This is a genomic window from Lepagella muris (genome assembly GCF_004793975.1).
In the GTDB taxonomy this organism is placed as follows: Bacteria; Bacteroidota; Bacteroidia; order Bacteroidales; family Muribaculaceae; genus Lepagella; species Lepagella muris.
In genome coordinates this window covers 1-17,864 of record NZ_SRYB01000040.1, presented here as the reverse complement: position 1 = coordinate 17,864, position 17,864 = coordinate 1, and the positions used below count along the sequence as shown (strand labels likewise).

Here is a 17,864-nt window from a genome sequence, read left to right as displayed (position 1 = left end):
AAAATTCATTATCTTTGCAACACTTTAATACAAACAACAGACATCTCTCCTTGCAGACTTATTTTGCAAGAATAATTTGATACAACTAAAAGTCAACATTAACAATATATTATTAAATGGCTAAGATTGATAATTACAATTTCGCCGGAAAAAAGGCGATTGTCAGAGTGGACTTCAACGTGCCCCTCGATGAGAATGGGAATGTAACTGACGACACACGTATTCGTGGCGCATTGCCCACCCTCAAGAAAATTCTTGCTGACGGCGGCAGCCTGATTCTCATGTCGCACATGGGCAAACCCAAAGGTAAGGTTAATCCTAAATTCAGCCTCGCACAGATCCGTGAAGACGTGGCTAAGGCTCTCGGCACTGACGTGAAATTCGCACCCGACTGCGCAAACGCTGACGAAGCTGTAGCTGAGCTCAAACCGGGCGAAGTGCTTCTCCTTGAGAATCTCCGCTTCTATCCCGAAGAGGAGGGTAAGCCCGTAGGCATCGACAAAGCAGATTCCGCATACGATGCTGCAAAGAAAGAGATGAAGGAGCGTCAGAAAAAATTCGCTGAGAAATTGGCAAGCTACGCCGACGTATACGTAAATGACGCATTCGGCACCGCTCACCGCAAACACGCCTCCACTGCCGTAATCGCTGACTACTTCCAGCCGGAGAACAAGATGCTCGGCTATCTCATGGAGAAAGAGGTGCAGGCAGTCGACAATATCCTTAAGGATATCAAGCGTCCGTTCACTGCAATCATGGGTGGCTCAAAGGTATCTACAAAGATTGGCATCATCGAGAACCTCATGGACAAAGTTGACAACCTTATCCTCTGCGGCGGTATGACATATACATTCGCAAAGGCTCAGGGTGGCAAAATCGGCATGTCAATCGTAGAGGACGACAAACTTGATCTCGCTCTCGACATCATCAAGAAAGCTAAGGAGAAGGGCGTCAACCTTATCCTCGGCACTGATTGCGTTGCCGGCGATGCCTTCAAGAATGACTGCAACACTATGATCTGCCCCGCAAACGACATACCCGACGGTTGGGAAGGTCTTGATGCCGGTCCGGAGACAAGAGAGGCATTCGCAGAGGCTATCATCCCGTCGAAGACTATCCTCTGGAATGGTCCTGCCGGAGTGTTTGAATTTGACAACTTCACAGCCGGCTCACGCGCTATCGCAGAGGCTATCGTGAAGGCAACTGAGAACGGCGCATTCTCCCTCGTGGGCGGTGGCGACTCTGTAGCCTGTGTCAACAAGTTCGGTCTTGCCGACAGCGTTTCTTACGTATCCACCGGCGGCGGTGCGCTCCTTGAGGCAATTGAAGGCAAAGTACTTCCCGGAGTTGCTGCTGTAAAAGAAGACTGATTGATAAATTCTGACTATTTATAAAAAAGGCAGTCCTTGCGGCTGTTTTGTCGCAAGAACTGCCTTTCTATTTATAAATCAGCAAATTCATTCCAAAAATTCCCTAAATTTTACATTATTTAAAATTTTAGGGTTCTATGAAAACATTTTTTTTAAAATAAAATATTGTTTTTTTCAAATTTAATTGTAATTTTGCATTGTCATAGGTTCTAAAGGTAGAAAACTCGTCCAAGGCATGAAAAACCCAAATAGCTGACGCGATAGCCACCAGCGTACCAAGACAACACAAATAATTCAAAAAAACACAATATTCACAAACAAAATTCAAACAAATTTAACATTATGGAATCTCAGAATTCTAAGGCTCCTTCTTCAGTGGCAGCCAAAGTGAAAAAGGAAGAGAAAATCAGCAACGTGCGTGGTATCCGCAACGCGTTTTTCGTAATCATTGCATGCGCAGTAGCAGCTGTCTGCATCTTCCTCTTCGGTATGGGCGCACCCGGCAACTTCGAGGGTAACGATCCCGCAGGACATCCTATCAACCTCGCAGGTACTGTCTACAAAGGTGGTTTCATCGTGCCTATCCTTATGACCCTCTTCCTCACCGTAATCGTACTTTCTATTGAACGTTGGATTGCAATCAGCTCTGCTTCCGGCAAAGGCAACACAACTAAGTTCGTTGCAGACATCAAGGCTGACCTTGCCAAGAACAACATTGACGCAGCTATGCAGCGTTGCCGTCAGCAGAAAGGTTCTGTTGCTTCTGTAGTTTACAACACTCTCGTGAAGTACAAAGAGATGGACGCTAACACTGTCCTCAGCAAAGAGCAGAAACTCACTACCCTCCGCAACGAGGTGGAAGAGGCTACAGCTCTTGAGATGCCGGCTCTTTCTCAGAACCTCCCCATCGTGGCTACCCTCACAACTCTCGGTACTCTCGTCGGTCTTCTCGGAACCGTTATGGGTATGATCAAATCATTCCAGGCTCTTGCTTCTTCCGGTTCTCCTGACTCGACTGAGCTCTCTACCGGTATTTCTGAGGCACTTGTGAACACTGCATTCGGTATCGCAACCGGTGCTTTCGCAGTTATCTCTTATAACTTCTACACCAACAAGATCGACAACCTGACCTACGCTATCGACGAAATCGGTTTCTCAATCGTAGCTACTTTCGCAGCAACTCACTAATCAGTGACTGCCCGAAAACGATAATTTCAATTTACCAAACCGAATAAGTTTATAGCTAATATGGGAAGAGTAAAAATAGCAAGAAAGAGCACATTCATCGACATGACCGCGATGAGTGACGTGACGGTGCTGCTCCTTACCTTCTTCATGTTGACTTCGACCTTCCTTCAGAAAGAGCCCGCGACAGTGGTGACTCCACCTTCAGTTTCTACTGAAAAGGTGCAGGAGACCAACTTCGTCCAGGTGCTCGTAAGCCCGGAAGGAAAGGTTTGGCTTACTATGAACAACGACACTTCATCAGCTTGGTCAAACGAAAAGATGAGAATGGCGTTGCTCGACAAGGTGAGCGAAATCTATAACGAATCACATAAGAACAAAATCAGCTTCAATGTTGCACAGAAGCAGGCCTTCAGCAAATTGGGTTCTTTTGGAGTGCCTCTCCAGCAGATGGGTGAGTTCCTGAATCTCGCCGATGAGCAGGAAGGGCAGACCAAGATGGACAAATGGCTCGGAGGTGAGGATGAAAATCCGAACCACGTGACAGGAATCCCCGTATCTTGGAACTCCGATGAGAGCACACCGAATGAATTCCAGATGTGGATGAAAGCACTCCGCCAGACTGAGAACGAAAACCTCGCACAGTCAATCAAAGACGGTACAGGCGTAGCCATCAAGGCGGACCAGAACACTCCGTTCGATATCATCCACATGGTGATGGATAATCTTCAGACTATCCACATGAATAAGTTTACATTTTTGACCGCACTTAAAGCAGGAGAATAAGACCATGGCAGAAGTTCAACAAAATTCGGGCGGCAACGGCAAGAAAGGCGCCCAGAAAAAGATGCAGATCCGCGTGGATTTCACGCCGATGGTCGACATGAACATGTTGCTCATTACGTTCTTCATGCTCTGTACGACAATGATTAAATCGCAGACTCTCACCATCGCTCTCCCTTCTAACGAGAAGGTGGAGAATCAGGAGAACATGTCGCAGGCTTCCGCCGATGATGCTGTGACCATCATCATCGACGCAAAGCGTAAGAAAGGTTCTAATGAAGTTGACTCTGTCAACGGACAGGTGGTGAATGAGGTATACTACTACTTCGGCAAACCCGGTGGCGACGCCGGTATGTTTGGTGCCGGTGGAACTGTACTTTCTGAAAACAACAACATTCAGAAATCTGAGTTCCTCACCGATGAAGTAAATGGTGGAGTCCACACCCCTCGTGGCATTCGCCAGATTATCCAGCAGCGTAACCACGACGTGCTCGTTGAGATCAACAATATTAAGAAGAAGTATGCCGACGGAGGTTTTGGCAGCCTTGAGACTAAGGCTGACCGCGAGAAAGCCCAGGCGGCCTATGATGAGGCTGCTTCTGAAATAAGAAAGAATGAGAATCTCAAAAAGCCCGTGGTAATCATCAAGTCTACCCCCCAGGCTTCCTTCGGTAGTCTTGTGGAGATTCTTGACGAGATGCAGATTAACTCAATCTCAAAATATCAGATTGACAACATGACTCGCGCTGACTCTGTGATGATTCTTGACTTCCAAAGCCGTAATCAACAGTGATATAAGATTTATTAACCCTTAAAGCAGAAAAAGAAATGGCTAAAAGAAATGTAGATCTTACATCAAAAGAATGGCGTGATTTGGTATTTGCCGATAAAAATAAAGAATTTGGCGCATACCAGCTACGTAAGTCAAGCGACAAACGCCACAACCTCGCAGTTGTATACACACTCATCGGTCTTGTTATCGTGTTTATCCTTATCCTCTGTTATTCAAAGTATTCAGACTATAAAGCAGAGCAAGATGCAATAGCACTTCAGGAACAACGTGAGAAAATGGCTGCGGCAGAACTCCTCCAGCAGGAAGAATCTGAACCCGAACCCGAACCCGAACCCGAAGAGGTGAAGTTTGAGCAGCCGGAAATTGAGGTGCCTGAAGAGGTACTTGCTACCGTACAGGTGACCCAGATCGCCATCGTTGACGCCGACAAGGTGAAAAACGAGGTGATGGATATGGAAGAACAGAAGGAGGATAACACCGCACGTGGTGTTGTCAACCAAGAAGGTTCTGATGATGCCGATAAATTCAAGGCCGTGCAGGAACAGGTGATTGTAAAAGAACCCGAACCCGAGGCTAAACCCGTAGAGGAGGAGATTTTCGTGGCTGTAGAGCAGCCCGCTGAATTCCCCGGTGGTATGGCAGCCCTGATGAAATGGCTCAGCAACAATATCCGTTATCCTGAGGCAGCTCAGCAGAACGACATCCAGGGCCGCGTGGTCGTGAAGTTCGTCGTTGAGAAAGACGGTTCTATCGGTGCCGCAACTATCGTGAAGGGTGTCGACAAGGATCTTGACCGCGAGGCTCTCCGAGTTGTCAAGAAGATGCCGAAATGGCAGCCCGGCAAGAACAATGGCGTCTCCGTTCGTTCTTACTTCAACCTCCCTGTCACATTCAAACTTCAGAACAACTGATGACCCTATCTTCCGCCCGGCGGAAGTGTCCTGATAAGAAGGAAGAGACCTCAAAAGTCTCTTCCTTTTTTCTTGACAAGACCGGGGACGCTACCGGAAATTATCCCGATGCCGGCATCGGGATTCCGATATTTTTTTTATTATTGGCGAACATACTTCAGCCTGAGTTGTTAAAATAATAGAAAAACATATAAAACATCGAGTTATGAGCACTGAAAATAATTTCAACAACATGCCTAAAGGCGGACGCCTTGTATTTGGCATTTTCATGGTGATTGTATACGTTGCAGTCGGTCTGTTATTTATTTTTGACGTATTCAATATTGATAATAACGTCATCAGTTTTATCGTCGGAATTGTCTTATGCGTCTATGGCGTCTGGAGAGGCTACCGGCTCTATAGGGGGATGTGACGCAGCCCTTGCCTCTCATTTGAAGATGGCGCAGGCATACCGACACATATATCCCGACATTAAAACCGAATTATATGAAATTACTCAAATCCACAACATTGTCACTGTCCCTGATGGCTATAGTCATGGGGGCAGTGAGTTGCACTCCTGTGAAAAGGGGTGAATATGCCTCCGGAAGTGCCACGATATTCTGCGACGACGGTTTCAAGAATATTCTTGACGAAGAGATTGAAGTGTTTGAATATTCATATCCCAACGCCTCAATCATACCTTTCTACGTCAGCGAGGGGGAGGCTCTCGACTCCCTGACCGCTGACGCCACGCAGGCAATAATCACATCGAAACAGCTCACCAAGGAGCAGATCGAATATATGAAGGCGAAGCATAAGAGAGTGGTGAGACAGAATTGCATCGCTGTCGATGCCGTTGCCTTGATCACAAATAAGAAGAATCCCGTCTCTGCCCTATCCATGACAGAGATTGCCGACATTTTCAACGGTAAGATCACGAAATGGAGTCAGCTGGCAGGGAACGACACCACAGCCATAAAGATTGTGTTTGACAATGCAGAATCGTCAACCGTGTCATACATCCGTGATAAGTTTCTCGCCGAAGGGGAAAAACTGGCAGAAAAAACCAACTCTTTCGCGCAAAACAACAATGCGCAGGTGTTTGACATCGTAAAGAATGATCCGGATGCTCTCGGTGTCATAAGCGTGAGCTGGCTCGGTGACGACCTTAGCGTAGCGAAGAAAATACCTATGGACCAGAGAATGGAGGATTACAAGAACGAGACAGACACAATAGCCACTACGCTCACCTCGGAAGTGAACATAATGAAGGTGAGCAACCCGACGGAAGCAAACGACTTCAGCCTGGTCGCCTATAAGCCTTACCAGGCATACATATACTCCGGCGAATATCCGCTCGTCAGAAAAATATATATGGTGTCTACGGCAAGCAACTCCACCGTGTTGCATAGTTTCTACGTATTCCTGACCGGATTTGTAGGGCAGAAAATCATCTCCCTGACAGGAATCCTGCCATACCACATGAATCCAAGGGTAGTGGAAGTGATATAGCACACACACCTTATTATAGAGTCCCCTTGCATGAAATGTAGGGGGATTTTTGTAAAAAAAATTAAAATTAATCCTCTTTTATGCAATTATTGGATAGAAATCAGTTATAAAATACATCCGGAATGACATATCATAGATTTTTTTTATTAATTTTGTGAGTCATTTCTATACAATAGCAAACAAATAATTTTATTATCATACAGATGAAATTCAAATTTATTTTCGCGTCCGCTTTGATTGCGGCAGCTGCAATACCCTCTTTCGCTCAGACTCACGTAGAGGGTCAGGAGTATTATAAGGCAGACCAGTTTGCAAACGCAAAAGAACTTCTCCTGAGAAACATGAACAATGCCGGGACCGACAAGTCGATCAGCAACTACTATCTCGGCATGATTGCTCTTGAGGAAGGCAACAAGTCGGAGGCTGCAAAATATTTCGATGCCGGCGTAGCAGCTAATCCCGAATATGCCTACAACTACGTGGGTCTCGGATTCGTCGACCTTCTCAATGGCGATAAAGCTGCTGCCGAGAAACAGTTCAAGATGGCTGAAGGCAAAGAGAAGAAGAGTGCTGCGCTACACATCGCAATCGCACGCGCATACTATGGAGCAGATCCCGTCGTATATGCAAAAGAGATTGAGAAACGCGTGGAGAAGGCTCGCAAGACCAATATGCAGGAAGCCGACATTTATCTTTTTGAAGGCGACCGCAAGAAAGACAACAAGGATTTCGGTGGTGCAGGAAGCCAGTATGAGATGGCTACAACCTACGATCCCAATGCTTCCGAGGCATACGTGAAATATGCCAACCTATTCACCATGGTGAATCCGGAATATGCTATCGACATGCTCAATAAGCTCCTTTCTGTAAATCCGACTTCAGCCCTTGCGCAGAGAGAGCTTGCCAACGCCTACTACAATGCCCAGAAATTCAAGGAGGCTGCCACAGAGTATGGGAAATACGTGAAGAACCCCAACCACTTCAAGCAGGACGAAGACCGCTATGCATTCCTTCTCTTCTACGGTGGTGACTTCCAGAAAGGTTACGACTATTCCACTGAGCTTCTGAAGGCGAATCCCTCAAACTTCACCGCACAGCGTTACCAGTTTATGAACGCCGCGCAGATAAAGGAGATGGCTCCGCAGATGCTCCCCATGGCTGAGGCACTCGTAGCTGCACACAAGAGCAATCCCGCCAACAAGTTTGCGCCCATCGACTACATACTTATCGCTCAGGAGCTGAACACGGCAAAACGTCCGCAGGAAGCACAGGCTCTCCTTGAGGAGGCTATCAAAGAAATGCCAGAGAACCGTGAGTTCTACAAGCAGCTTGCAATGACCTACGTGGAGGAAAACAATCTCTCCAAGGCTGCTGAGGCTTACGAGGGCTATATCGCAAACTCTGAGAAACCCGGCTACAACGACTTCATCCAGCAGGCCACATTCGCTTTCTATGCCGGCGTTGAGAACAAGGCTAATGATCCTGCCACTGCCGATAAGTATTATGCAATAGCTCAGAGCTATGCTGACAAGGCTGCAGAGATTCTTCCCGACAACTACAAGCCTAAGAAATTCGCCGGCGACATCGCTAAACAGAAAGCAGACGAGGCATCCGTAGCTTCTGCTGCCGTTCCCGCCTATACTGAGGCAATCGCCCTTCTTGAGGCAAGCAAAGATCCATCCCGCTATGCTTCCGATGCCAAGGAGATGTACAACTACATGGGCAACTACTATCTCGATCAGAAAGACGTGGAGAAAGCCAAGGAATACTTCAACAAGTATCTGCAATATGACCCCAACAACGAGCAGTACCGCAAGTTTGTAGAGGGACTTAAATAAGAACAATTCACCGTCTATTAATAAAAAAACTTCCCGCATGGCTCATGCGGGAAGTTTTTTTTGCACAAATTCGCGATTATTAGTAACTTTGCAACATATTTGAATCATCAAAAAACTGTGGCATTCTTCATAAGTATTATGAAGGGTGACATAGGTCACATTTTTATAATTTATATATGGCTGAAATCATACGTATAAAGAAGGGGCTCGACATCCCTTTGTCGGGAAAACCCTCTTCTGAGGTTAAGGCTGACAACAAAACAACTCTTTTTGCCATCTGTCCCGACGATTTTCCGGGACCCGTATGGAAAGCTGTGGTCAAACCGGGCGACTCTGTAGCCGCCGGCGATCCGCTCTTGAAAGACAAGGCTTACGGCAAAATCCTGTTGGTTTCTCCCGTATCGGGCACAGTAACCGAGGTAAAGAGGGGGGAACGTCGCCACATCGACTACATCAGTATCATCAAGCAACAGGACGACAGTAACGCTGAGAACCGACCCAAGGCATCTTCGCCTGAACAGATCAGACAAGCTATGCTTGAGTCAGGTCTTTGGGCTATGATGCGCCAGCGTCCATACGACATAGTTCCTGATCCTGAAGTGGCTCCACGCGACATTTTCGTCACATCTTTCGATTCTGCCCCGCTGGCTCCTGAAATGCTTGACGCGGAAAATACGAAATGGCTCGAGAAAGGCTTACGTGCGCTTGCCAAACTGACTACGGGGAAAGTTTTCCTTGGAGTGAAAGCCGGATCTTCAATCTCTTCTCAGGCTGCAACTGTGTATGAATTTGAAGGCCCGCATCCCGCCGGAAACGTCGGCACTCAGATTGCCGCAATCAAACCGGTAAACAAGGGTGAGACCGTCTGGACCCTGGATGCTGTCACAGCTGCAAAGATCGGCAAACTTTGTGAGGAGGGTAAGCTCGACTTCTCTGTTTCCGTGGCTCTGACCGGTCCGTTGGTAAAGAATCCGCATATCGTCTCCACTTTCGCCGGAGCCGCCTTGTCAGGCTTGCTTGACGGTCAGCTCAAGTCGGATTCCGACATACGCATCATTTCAGGCAATGTGCTCACCGGCATAAAGACCTCCAAAGATGGATTCCTGCATTATCCTTATCGCCAGATCACTGTCATCGAAGAGGGTAACCATGCCGATGAATTCATGGGATGGGCATCAGTAAGCCCCATGAAATACAGTGTAAAACGCTCGTTCCCGGCTTTCCTTAGAGGTTTGTCTAAGCCTTTCGACTTTGACGCCCGTATAAAGGGAGGACATCGTGCGATGATTCTCAGTGGGGAATATGACAAGGTGTTCCCGTTTGACATCTATCCGGAATATCTGCTGAAGGCTATCATCGCCGGAGATATCGACAGGATGGAGAAACTCGGCATCTATGAAGTGGCTCCGGAAGACTTCGCTCTCCCGGAATTTGTCGACACCTCAAAGATTGAGCTTCAGAAAATAGTGAGAGAGGGACTTGACAATCTGCGCAAGGAACTTTCATGACCGGACTCTACGGTTTGCGTTTCAAAATAATACTCATTACTTCTTAATATCAGATGAAAGGATTAAAGAAAAAAATCGACAGTGTGAAACCACAGTTCGAGAAAGGGGGCAAGTTTGAGAAACTTCACTCCGTGTTCGACGGGTTCTACACATTCCTTTTCACCCCCAACGAGACCTCCGGCTCCGGCGTGCATATCCATGATAGCAACGACTCGAAGCGCACGATGATCATGGTGGTGATAGCCCTTCTCCCCTGCTGTCTTTTCGGCATGTGGAACGTCGGGCTTCAGCATGCGCTTGCCATCGGCGACACCGACCATTCGCTGCTGCATCTATTCTTCTACGGATTCTGGGCAGTGCTTCCCCAGATACTGACAGCCTATATCGTGGGTCTCGGCATTGAGTTTGTCGTGGCTCAGATCCGCGGTCACGAGATTCAGGAAGGGTTCCTCGTCTCCGGCATACTCATCCCGATGATATGCCCCGTGGAGACTCCCTGCTGGATGCTTGCAGTGGCTGTGGCGTTTGCCGTGATTTTCGCTAAAGAAGTATTCGGTGGCACCGGCTACAACTTCCTTAACGTCGCGCTCGTCACCCGTGCATTCCTATTCTTCGCATATCCCTCTCAGATGAGCGGTGACCACGTGTTTGTATCGCTTGGTGAGTCAGCTGCCGTAGATGGTTTCTCCGGTGCAACTCCCCTCGGTCAGCTCGCTTCATCTGCCGGTCAGGCGGAAGTGCTCGGTGTGACAGGCTCTCCCCTATCTTTGGCAGATATGTTCCTCGGTCTTTATCCCGGATCATGGGGTGAGACCTCCACTCTCTGCATCCTTATTGGACTCGCCATACTTCTCGCCACAGGTATCGCCTCTTGGAGAATTATCGTGTCAGGTGTGGTGGGTGCTCTCCTGATGTCGGTGCTGGCAAATAATTTCGCCACTCCGCTCTATCCCGTGACCTACCTCTCACCCGTAGAGCAGCTCTGTCTAGGCGGATTCGCATTTGCAATCGTGTTCATGGCTACTGACCCCGTGACCGCCTGCCGCACAAATATCGGCAAGTATATCTACGGCTTCCTCATCGGTGCGATTGCAATAATAATCAGATGCTACAACACCGGCTATCCCGAGGGTGCGATGCTTGCCGTTCTTCTCATGAACTGCTTCGCTCCGCTCATCGACTACTGCGTGGTGAATGCAAATATCAACCGTCGTCTCAAACGTACTATAGTAAAGAATTAAAATGCTCCTGCAACTATGAATCGACAAAGCAACTTATACACCATCATCTACTCCACCGTGCTCGTGATAGTAGTGGGAGTGGTTCTTTCTGTGGTATATCAGGCACTCCGTCCGCAACAGTTGGAGAATATCGCCAACGACACGAAACGTCAGATCCTTGCATCCGCACGAATCGTGCCACAGGACGGGCAGACCATCGCCGACCTTTATTCCGAGCATATCAAGGATTCCTATATCGTGAATGCAGAGGGTCAGAAGGTGGATTCCAAAGTCAATCCGTTTGACGTGAAAGTATCGCTCGAGGTGAAGAAACCGGCTGAAGAGCGTCTTCTCCCCGTGTTTGAATGTAACACTCCCGACGGTATGAAATATATCGTGCCTGTATACGGTGCCGGTCTTTGGGGTCCGATCTGGGGTTATCTCGCATTTGATGCCAACGGCGACACTATCTACGGAGCTTATTTCGCTCATCAGGGTGAGACTCCGGGTCTGGGTGCCGAGATTGAGAAACCCGCTTTCTCCGGACAGTTTGAAGGCAAGAATATCTTTGCGCCCGGCGGCGACTTCACTTCTGTGGCAGTCGTGAAGACCGGTAAGGAACCTGCCGACCGCGCATGGGTGCACGCCATAAGCGGCGGCACAATCACGAGCCAGGGCGTCCAGGCAATGCTCCTGAACTCACTTGAGCCTTATGCTGCCTTCTTCCGCGAATTGCTCGCTGCCACTCCCGAGACCAACATGACAGCATCAATACGTGCCGATGAAGGCGAATCAAACGTTGAAAAATAAGATTCCCAGATTATGAACGTAAATAAATCTTTACTACCTCTCGTAAATCCTCTTTCGAAAGATAATCCGGTCATTGTCCAGGTGCTGGGAATCTGTTCAGCACTCGCTGTGACCGCAAAGCTGGAGCCTGCTCTCGTCATGACAATATCCGTGACTGCCGTGCTCGCTCTCGCCAACGTGATAATTTCCCTACTCCGCAACACTATCCCGACCTCGATACGAATCATCGTTCAGCTCGTGGTGGTGGCGGCTCTTGTAGTAATCGTCGACCAGGTGCTGAAAGCCTGGAACTATGAGGTGAGCAAGGCGCTCTCCGTGTTCATCGGTCTTATCATCACCAACTGTATCATCATGGGTCGTCTTGAGGCTTTCGCCATGACCAACCGCCCCTGGGCTTCGTTCCTCGACGGCATCGGCAACGGTCTCGGCTATGGCATTATCCTCGTGATCATCGCTTTCTTCCGTGAACTCCTCGGAAGCGGCACTCTCTTCGGTTGCCAGGTGATTCCTCAATGGCTATACGACCATGGCTATCAGAACAACGGCATGATGATTCTCCCGCCGATGGCTCTTATCACTGCGGCTTGTATCATCTGGGTGCATCGCGCACGCAACAAAGATCTTCAGGAATAATTCCTTATCTCTTAAACATCATTATTTGAGTTATCACAAATTGAGTTATGGAAAATTTAAATCTGTTCATTCGGTCGATCTTTGTCGACAATATGATATTTGCCTACTTCCTCGGCATGTGTTCGTTCCTTGCCGTGTCGAAGAACGTCAAGACCGCGTTCGGTCTCGGCGTGGCAGTGAGCTTCGTTCTGATAATCGCACTTCCCGTCACATGGTGTATCAATGAATACATCCTTGTGCCCGGCGCACTCAGCTGGCTCGGTGAGGAATATGCCGACACCGACCTCAGCTTCCTCGGTCTGATAATGTTCATATCCGTGATTGCTGCCCTCGTCCAGATTCTGGAGATGGCTATCGAGAAATATTCTCCCGCACTATATTCATCGCTCGGCATCTTCCTGCCGTTGATTGCAGTGAACTGTGCGATTCTCGGTGCCGTCCTCTTCATGCAGCAGCGTGAATTTACCAACGCATGGACAGCCACTGTCTACGGTGCAGGCTCCGGCATTGGCTGGCTTCTCGCCATCACGTGTCTCGCCGCTATCCGCGAGCGTCTCGCCTACAGCCAGATTCCGGCTCCGCTGCGTGGCATAGGCATCACTTTCATAATCACCGGTCTGATGGGCATCGCTTTCATGAGCTTCCTCGGCATTAAACTCTAACACCGCCTGATTGCTCCGGACGTGTCCGGAACGTTAGGTAACAAACAACTATTTCATTATGTCATTACTTAATATGATCCACTGGAATTCAGTAATCGTGGCGGCGTTGATTTTCTTTGTCATCGTCCTCGTGCTGGTCATGATCCTTCTCACCGCGAAACGCTTTCTCGTGGCGTCGGGCGAAGTGACGATCAATATCAACGACGGCAAAAAGACCGTGAACGCTGCAAGCGGTAAATCCCTACTCGCCACTCTCGCCGACGGAGGTGTGCACCTCTCATCCGCATGTGGTGGTAAAGGTAGCTGCGGACAGTGCAAGGTGCAGGTCACTGAAGGCGGCGGCGACATGCTCCCCACTGAAGCCGTACACTTCACCCGCCGTCAGATCAAAGACCACTGGCGTCTCGGCTGCCAGGTGAAGGTGAAGAACGATATGGATATACATCTTGATGAGGCTGCCCTCGATGTCAAGGAATGGGAATGTGAGGTGATTTCCAACAAGAACGTCGCCACTTTCATCAAGGAGTTTATCGTGCGTCTGCCTGAGGGCGAACACATGAACTTCATCCCGGGTTCTTACGCTCAGATACGAATCCCGAAATATGAGATGACCTACGACGGAGATATCGACAAGAGCCTCATCACCGACGAGTATCTTCCCGCCTGGGAGAAATTCGGGCTCTTCTCGCTCAAGGCGAAGAATACGGAGGAGACCGTTCGTGCCTATTCTATGGCAAACTATCCGGAAGAGGGCGACAGAATCATGCTCACCGTGCGTATCGCCACTCCCCCCTTCAAGCCAAGACCACAGGTCGGCTTCCAGGACGTGCCGTGCGGCATAGCATCATCCTATATCTTCTCTCTGAAACCTGGCGACAAGGTGATGATGAGTGGTCCTTACGGCGACTTCCATCCTATCGTCGACTCCAAGGCTGAGATGATATGGGTAGGTGGTGGTGCCGGTATGGCTCCGCTGCGTGCGCAAATCATGTGGATGACCAAGACCCTTCACACCACCGACCGCAAGATGCACTATTTCTACGGTGCCCGTGCGCTCAACGAGGTGTTCTATCTTGACGACTTCCTACAGCTTGAGAAGGATTTCCCCAACTTCAAGTTCCACCTCGCGCTTGACCGTCCGGACCCAGCAGCTGACGCTGCTGGCGTGAAATATACTGCCGGATTCGTGCATCAGGTGATGTATGAGACCTATCTGAAGGATCATGAGGCTCCCGAGGATATCGAATACTACATGTGCGGTCCCGGTCCGATGAGCAACGCTGTCAACAACATGCTCTACAACCTCGGCGTGGAGCCTGAGTCTATCCATTACGATAACTTCGGAGGCTGACAATCTGACAGTCTGACGATCGCGCTGAAGCAATCAGCTTGCGCAAACGGTCAAATCATACAAACATTACATCTTATGGGTGGAAATCTGCAAATATATTTGGAGATTTCCACCCATATCATTATCTTTGCACGGTCAATTCCGCTAATGCGGCATTGTTTTTACTTTCAATTCACCAACACGTAAACACTCTTACATCATGGAGAGAGACAACGAAATCTTTGACATTATTGACCGTGAACATCTTCGTCAGCGTCGCGGCATCGAGCTTATCGCCAGTGAGAACTTCGTCAGCGACGAGGTGATGCGTGCCATGGGATCATGCCTTACCAACAAATATGCCGAAGGATATCCCGGACATCGTTACTACGGCGGATGTCAGATCGTAGATGAAGCCGAGACCATCGCTATCGAGCGTGCCAAAAAGCTTTTCGGAGCTGAATGGGCAAACGTGCAGCCTCATAGCGGAGCACAGGCAAACATGGCGGTATTCATGGCGTGCCTGCAACCGGGCGACACTTTCATGGGCATGGATCTCAGCCACGGCGGACATCTCAGCCATGGCAGCCCCGTCAATTTTTCCGGTCTGCACTTCAATCCCATCAGCTACACAGTATGCGCCGATACCGGTAGAGTAAACTATGAGGAGATGGAAGAGAAAGCTCGCGCCATGCGTCCGAAGCTGATAATTGCCGGAGGCAGTGCATATAGCCGCGAATGGGACTACGCACGTATCCGCAAGCTCGCCGACGAAATCGGAGCGATCTTCATGGTCGATATGGCACACCCCGCAGGTCTTATCGCCGCAGGTCTGCTTGAGAACCCCGTGAAGCACGCCCATATCGTCACAACCACCACCCACAAGACTCTCCGTGGTCCGCGAGGCGGTCTTATCCTAATGGGTAAGGATTTCGACAATCCCTGGGGTAAGAAGACTCCCAAGGGAGAAATCAAGAAAATGTCCGCTCTTCTCGACTCTGCCGTCTTCCCCGGCGTACAGGGTGGTCCGCTCGAGCACGTGATTGCCGCGAAGGCTGTGGCTTTCGGTGAGGCTCTTCAGCCAAGCTGGAAAGAATATGCCATCCAGATAAGAAAGAATGCCGACGCACTCGCCGACGCGCTCATCAGACGTGGATACAAGATCATTTCTGACGGAACTGACAACCACTGCATGCTCGTAGACCTGCGTCCCAAGTTCCCTGAGATGAGCGGCAAGAAGGCAGAACGCGTGCTCGTGGAGGCCGACATAACCGCCAATAAGAACATGGTGCCTTACGACAGCCGCTCTCCATTCCTCACTTCCGGATTGAGATTCGGAACTGCCGCAATCACCACACGCGGTGCGAAGGAGGATCTTATGGAGACCATCGCCGAGCTTATCGACAAGGTGCTATCCAATGCCGACGATCCGAAAGTGATTGCCGATGTGCGTCGTGAGGTAAACGAGATGATGAACGACTATCCGATGTTTGCTTGGTAAAATCCGACGTCATACGCAATATGTATAATAAAGAGGGACGCCAGACGCGTTCCTCTTTTTTTACTTTTTATTTTGCATTTATCATACTTCGGCATTATCTTTGCATTGAAGTTTAGACAACTTCATATCGTAAAGGTTTTATAAGAAAATGAACTTCTCTGAAATCAAATTCCCTCCCGCTCTCTTCATTACCGGCATCGGCACGGATGTCGGCAAAAGTTTCGTGACAGGATGGCTGGCGCGTGAAATGAACTCTGTCGGAATTTCCTGCATAACTCAGAAAATGATACAGACCGGCAACATCGGGAAAAGTGAGGATATCGACCGGCACCGATCCATAATGCGGAGCGGATATCTCCCGGAGGATCTTTCCGGAATCACCGCCCCTCAGATATTCTCTTATCCGGCATCTCCTCATCTTGCCGCAGAGATCGACCATCGGCAGATCGACCTTGACGCCATATCAAATGCCACCGACACACTGCGGCAACGCTACAGCCATGTTCTCGTGGAAGGCGCTGGCGGACTGATGGTGCCTCTTATCGGGAATTACCTCACAGCCGACTATATCGCTGACCATAGGCTGCCTGTAGTCGTGGCTGTCACCGGGCAACTCGGCTCAATCAACCATGCCCTGCTGACGTTTAAGACCCTCCCGTCTTATGGCATCGAAATTTTTGCCGTGGTATATAATCCTTTCTTCGACAAGGATCAGACTATTTGTGCCGACACCAGGAAATATCTGCGCAATTGGCTCGCTTCATTCAGTCCGGAGACAATCTGGATGGAGATGCCTGTCATAACAGATGAATGATGCATTTTTTCAACACTATTACCAATATGATGTGAAAACCATAACCAAAGAAATGAATCTATCTAACCAACAAAATAAAATAATATCTATATCAAAACGACAGCTTTCTGATATGCCGGCAATGCAATTCCCGGGTACGACTCACGTGATTGATTCTTCTGAGGATATTACGGGAGCAATTGAGATCTTGAGGAAATCTGACGTGATTGGATTTGATACCGAGACCAGACCAAGCTTCAGGAAAGGACAGGTCAATACCGTGTCGCTCCTGCAGCTGTCCACCCGCGATGATGCATTCCTTTTCCGGATTAACCACACCGGAATCTCACCCATCATTACAGATCTGCTTGAGGATCCGTCAATTCTTAAAATCGGGGTGTCTATTCATGATGATTTCCACAATCTGAATAAACTTACCCATATATCTCCACAAGGCTTTATCGATCTACAGAACTACGTGAAGCAATTCCGTATTGCCGATAATAGCCTGTCAAGGATATATGCCATCCTTTTCGGCAAACGCATCTCAAAAGGTCAACGGCTCACCAATTGGGAAGCGGAGCAGCTCTCGTCAGCCCAGCAATCGTATGCGGCCCTCGATGCAATGGCTTGCGTGCACATCTACGACTATCTCTCTGCCGGAAACTTCAATCCCGATGAATCGCCATATCTCATGGAGATTTCCGATGATAACGTACTGGCTGAGAAAACATCCGATAATCCCGCATAGAAATGAAACTCAAAAGATACCAGATAGTACCTCTTCTTCTTGCAGCCTACGCGATATTCATGACCATATATTTCGGTCTTGACCTGTTGCGTTCAGGACAGTCTCTCCGTTTCTATTCCACACTCTCAGCTGAGACAATCGTAATTATCCTCGCCTACTTCTTCCTGCGGAAAAAGGATAGGAACCGACGGAAATAAGCCTCCGTTTCATAGAAAAGAAAGTTAACAACAGATAAGCGCACGAACATAAATGCGATCGCATTTATGTTCGTGCGCTTATCTG

General features: G+C 48.7%; 18 protein-coding genes. All 18 read left to right on the top strand.

What is annotated here, in order from left to right; genetic code table 11:
* Positions 1-116: 116 nt before the first annotated feature.
* The 18 genes from E5331_RS18085 (at position 117) to E5331_RS18000 (ending at position 17,779) form a co-directional block, all read left to right on the top strand.
* A complete protein-coding gene (locus E5331_RS18085; protein WP_135986081.1) occupies positions 117-1,370 on the top strand; it encodes a phosphoglycerate kinase in 1,254 nt (417 codons plus the stop codon).
* A gap of 342 nt (positions 1,371-1,712) precedes the next feature.
* Entirely contained in the window at positions 1,713-2,558 is an 846-nt protein-coding gene (locus E5331_RS18080; protein ID WP_123482221.1) for a MotA/TolQ/ExbB proton channel family protein, read from the top strand.
* 60 nt (positions 2,559-2,618) lie between these two features.
* Positions 2,619-3,341 (top strand): ExbD/TolR family protein, encoded by a 723-nt coding sequence (locus E5331_RS18075; protein WP_123482222.1) that lies wholly within the window; start codon positions 2,619-2,621, stop codon positions 3,339-3,341.
* 4 nt (positions 3,342-3,345) lie between these two features.
* Positions 3,346-4,131, top strand: coding sequence for an ExbD/TolR family protein (locus E5331_RS18070; RefSeq protein ID WP_123482223.1), 786 nt, complete (start codon positions 3,346-3,348; stop codon positions 4,129-4,131).
* Between the two features lie 35 nt (positions 4,132-4,166).
* Positions 4,167-5,042 carry an energy transducer TonB gene (locus E5331_RS18065; protein WP_135986082.1) on the top strand — a complete coding sequence of 292 codons (876 nt, stop codon included), beginning with the start codon at positions 4,167-4,169 and terminating at the stop codon, positions 5,040-5,042.
* A 205-nt stretch (positions 5,043-5,247) separates the two neighbouring features.
* Positions 5,248-5,454: a hypothetical protein gene (locus E5331_RS18060; protein WP_123482225.1), complete on the top strand. Its 207-nt coding sequence runs from the start codon at positions 5,248-5,250 to the stop codon at positions 5,452-5,454.
* A 74-nt stretch (positions 5,455-5,528) separates the two neighbouring features.
* Positions 5,529-6,536 carry a PstS family phosphate ABC transporter substrate-binding protein gene (locus tag E5331_RS18055; protein WP_123482226.1) on the top strand — a complete coding sequence of 336 codons (1,008 nt, stop codon included), beginning with the start codon at positions 5,529-5,531 and terminating at the stop codon, positions 6,534-6,536.
* 203 nt (positions 6,537-6,739) lie between these two features.
* Complete coding sequence (locus E5331_RS18050) at positions 6,740-8,374, top strand: tetratricopeptide repeat protein (protein WP_123482227.1); 1,635 nt, start codon at positions 6,740-6,742, stop codon at positions 8,372-8,374.
* A 176-nt stretch (positions 8,375-8,550) separates the two neighbouring features.
* Positions 8,551-9,882: a Na(+)-translocating NADH-quinone reductase subunit A gene (locus tag E5331_RS18045; protein WP_135986084.1), complete on the top strand. Its 1,332-nt coding sequence runs from the start codon at positions 8,551-8,553 to the stop codon at positions 9,880-9,882.
* A gap of 53 nt (positions 9,883-9,935) precedes the next feature.
* A complete protein-coding gene (locus E5331_RS18040; RefSeq protein ID WP_123482229.1) occupies positions 9,936-11,123 on the top strand; it encodes an NADH:ubiquinone reductase (Na(+)-transporting) subunit B in 1,188 nt (395 codons plus the stop codon).
* Positions 11,124-11,138: 15 nt separating this feature from the next.
* Complete coding sequence (nqrC, locus tag E5331_RS18035; RefSeq protein ID WP_135986086.1) at positions 11,139-11,912, top strand: NADH:ubiquinone reductase (Na(+)-transporting) subunit C; 774 nt, start codon at positions 11,139-11,141, stop codon at positions 11,910-11,912.
* Between the two features lie 12 nt (positions 11,913-11,924).
* Positions 11,925-12,545 carry an NADH:ubiquinone reductase (Na(+)-transporting) subunit D gene (locus tag E5331_RS18030; protein WP_123482231.1) on the top strand — a complete coding sequence of 207 codons (621 nt, stop codon included), beginning with the start codon at positions 11,925-11,927 and terminating at the stop codon, positions 12,543-12,545.
* A gap of 47 nt (positions 12,546-12,592) precedes the next feature.
* Positions 12,593-13,207, top strand: coding sequence for an NADH:ubiquinone reductase (Na(+)-transporting) subunit E (gene nqrE / locus E5331_RS18025; RefSeq protein WP_123482232.1), 615 nt, complete (start codon positions 12,593-12,595; stop codon positions 13,205-13,207).
* 76 nt (positions 13,208-13,283) lie between these two features.
* Positions 13,284-14,558, top strand: a complete 1,275-nt coding sequence (gene nqrF, locus E5331_RS18020; protein ID WP_420813854.1) for an NADH:ubiquinone reductase (Na(+)-transporting) subunit F — start codon at positions 13,284-13,286, stop codon at positions 14,556-14,558.
* Between the two features lie 199 nt (positions 14,559-14,757).
* Positions 14,758-16,038: a serine hydroxymethyltransferase gene (gene glyA, locus E5331_RS18015; RefSeq protein ID WP_123482234.1), complete on the top strand. Its 1,281-nt coding sequence runs from the start codon at positions 14,758-14,760 to the stop codon at positions 16,036-16,038.
* Between the two features lie 148 nt (positions 16,039-16,186).
* Complete coding sequence (bioD, locus tag E5331_RS18010; protein ID WP_123482235.1) at positions 16,187-16,852, top strand: dethiobiotin synthase; 666 nt, start codon at positions 16,187-16,189, stop codon at positions 16,850-16,852.
* A 52-nt stretch (positions 16,853-16,904) separates the two neighbouring features.
* Positions 16,905-17,582 (top strand): 3'-5' exonuclease, encoded by a 678-nt coding sequence (locus E5331_RS18005; protein ID WP_123482338.1) that lies wholly within the window; start codon positions 16,905-16,907, stop codon positions 17,580-17,582.
* A gap of 2 nt (positions 17,583-17,584) precedes the next feature.
* Entirely contained in the window at positions 17,585-17,779 is a 195-nt protein-coding gene (locus E5331_RS18000) for a hypothetical protein (protein ID WP_123482236.1), read from the top strand.
* Positions 17,780-17,864 lie beyond the last annotated feature (85 nt).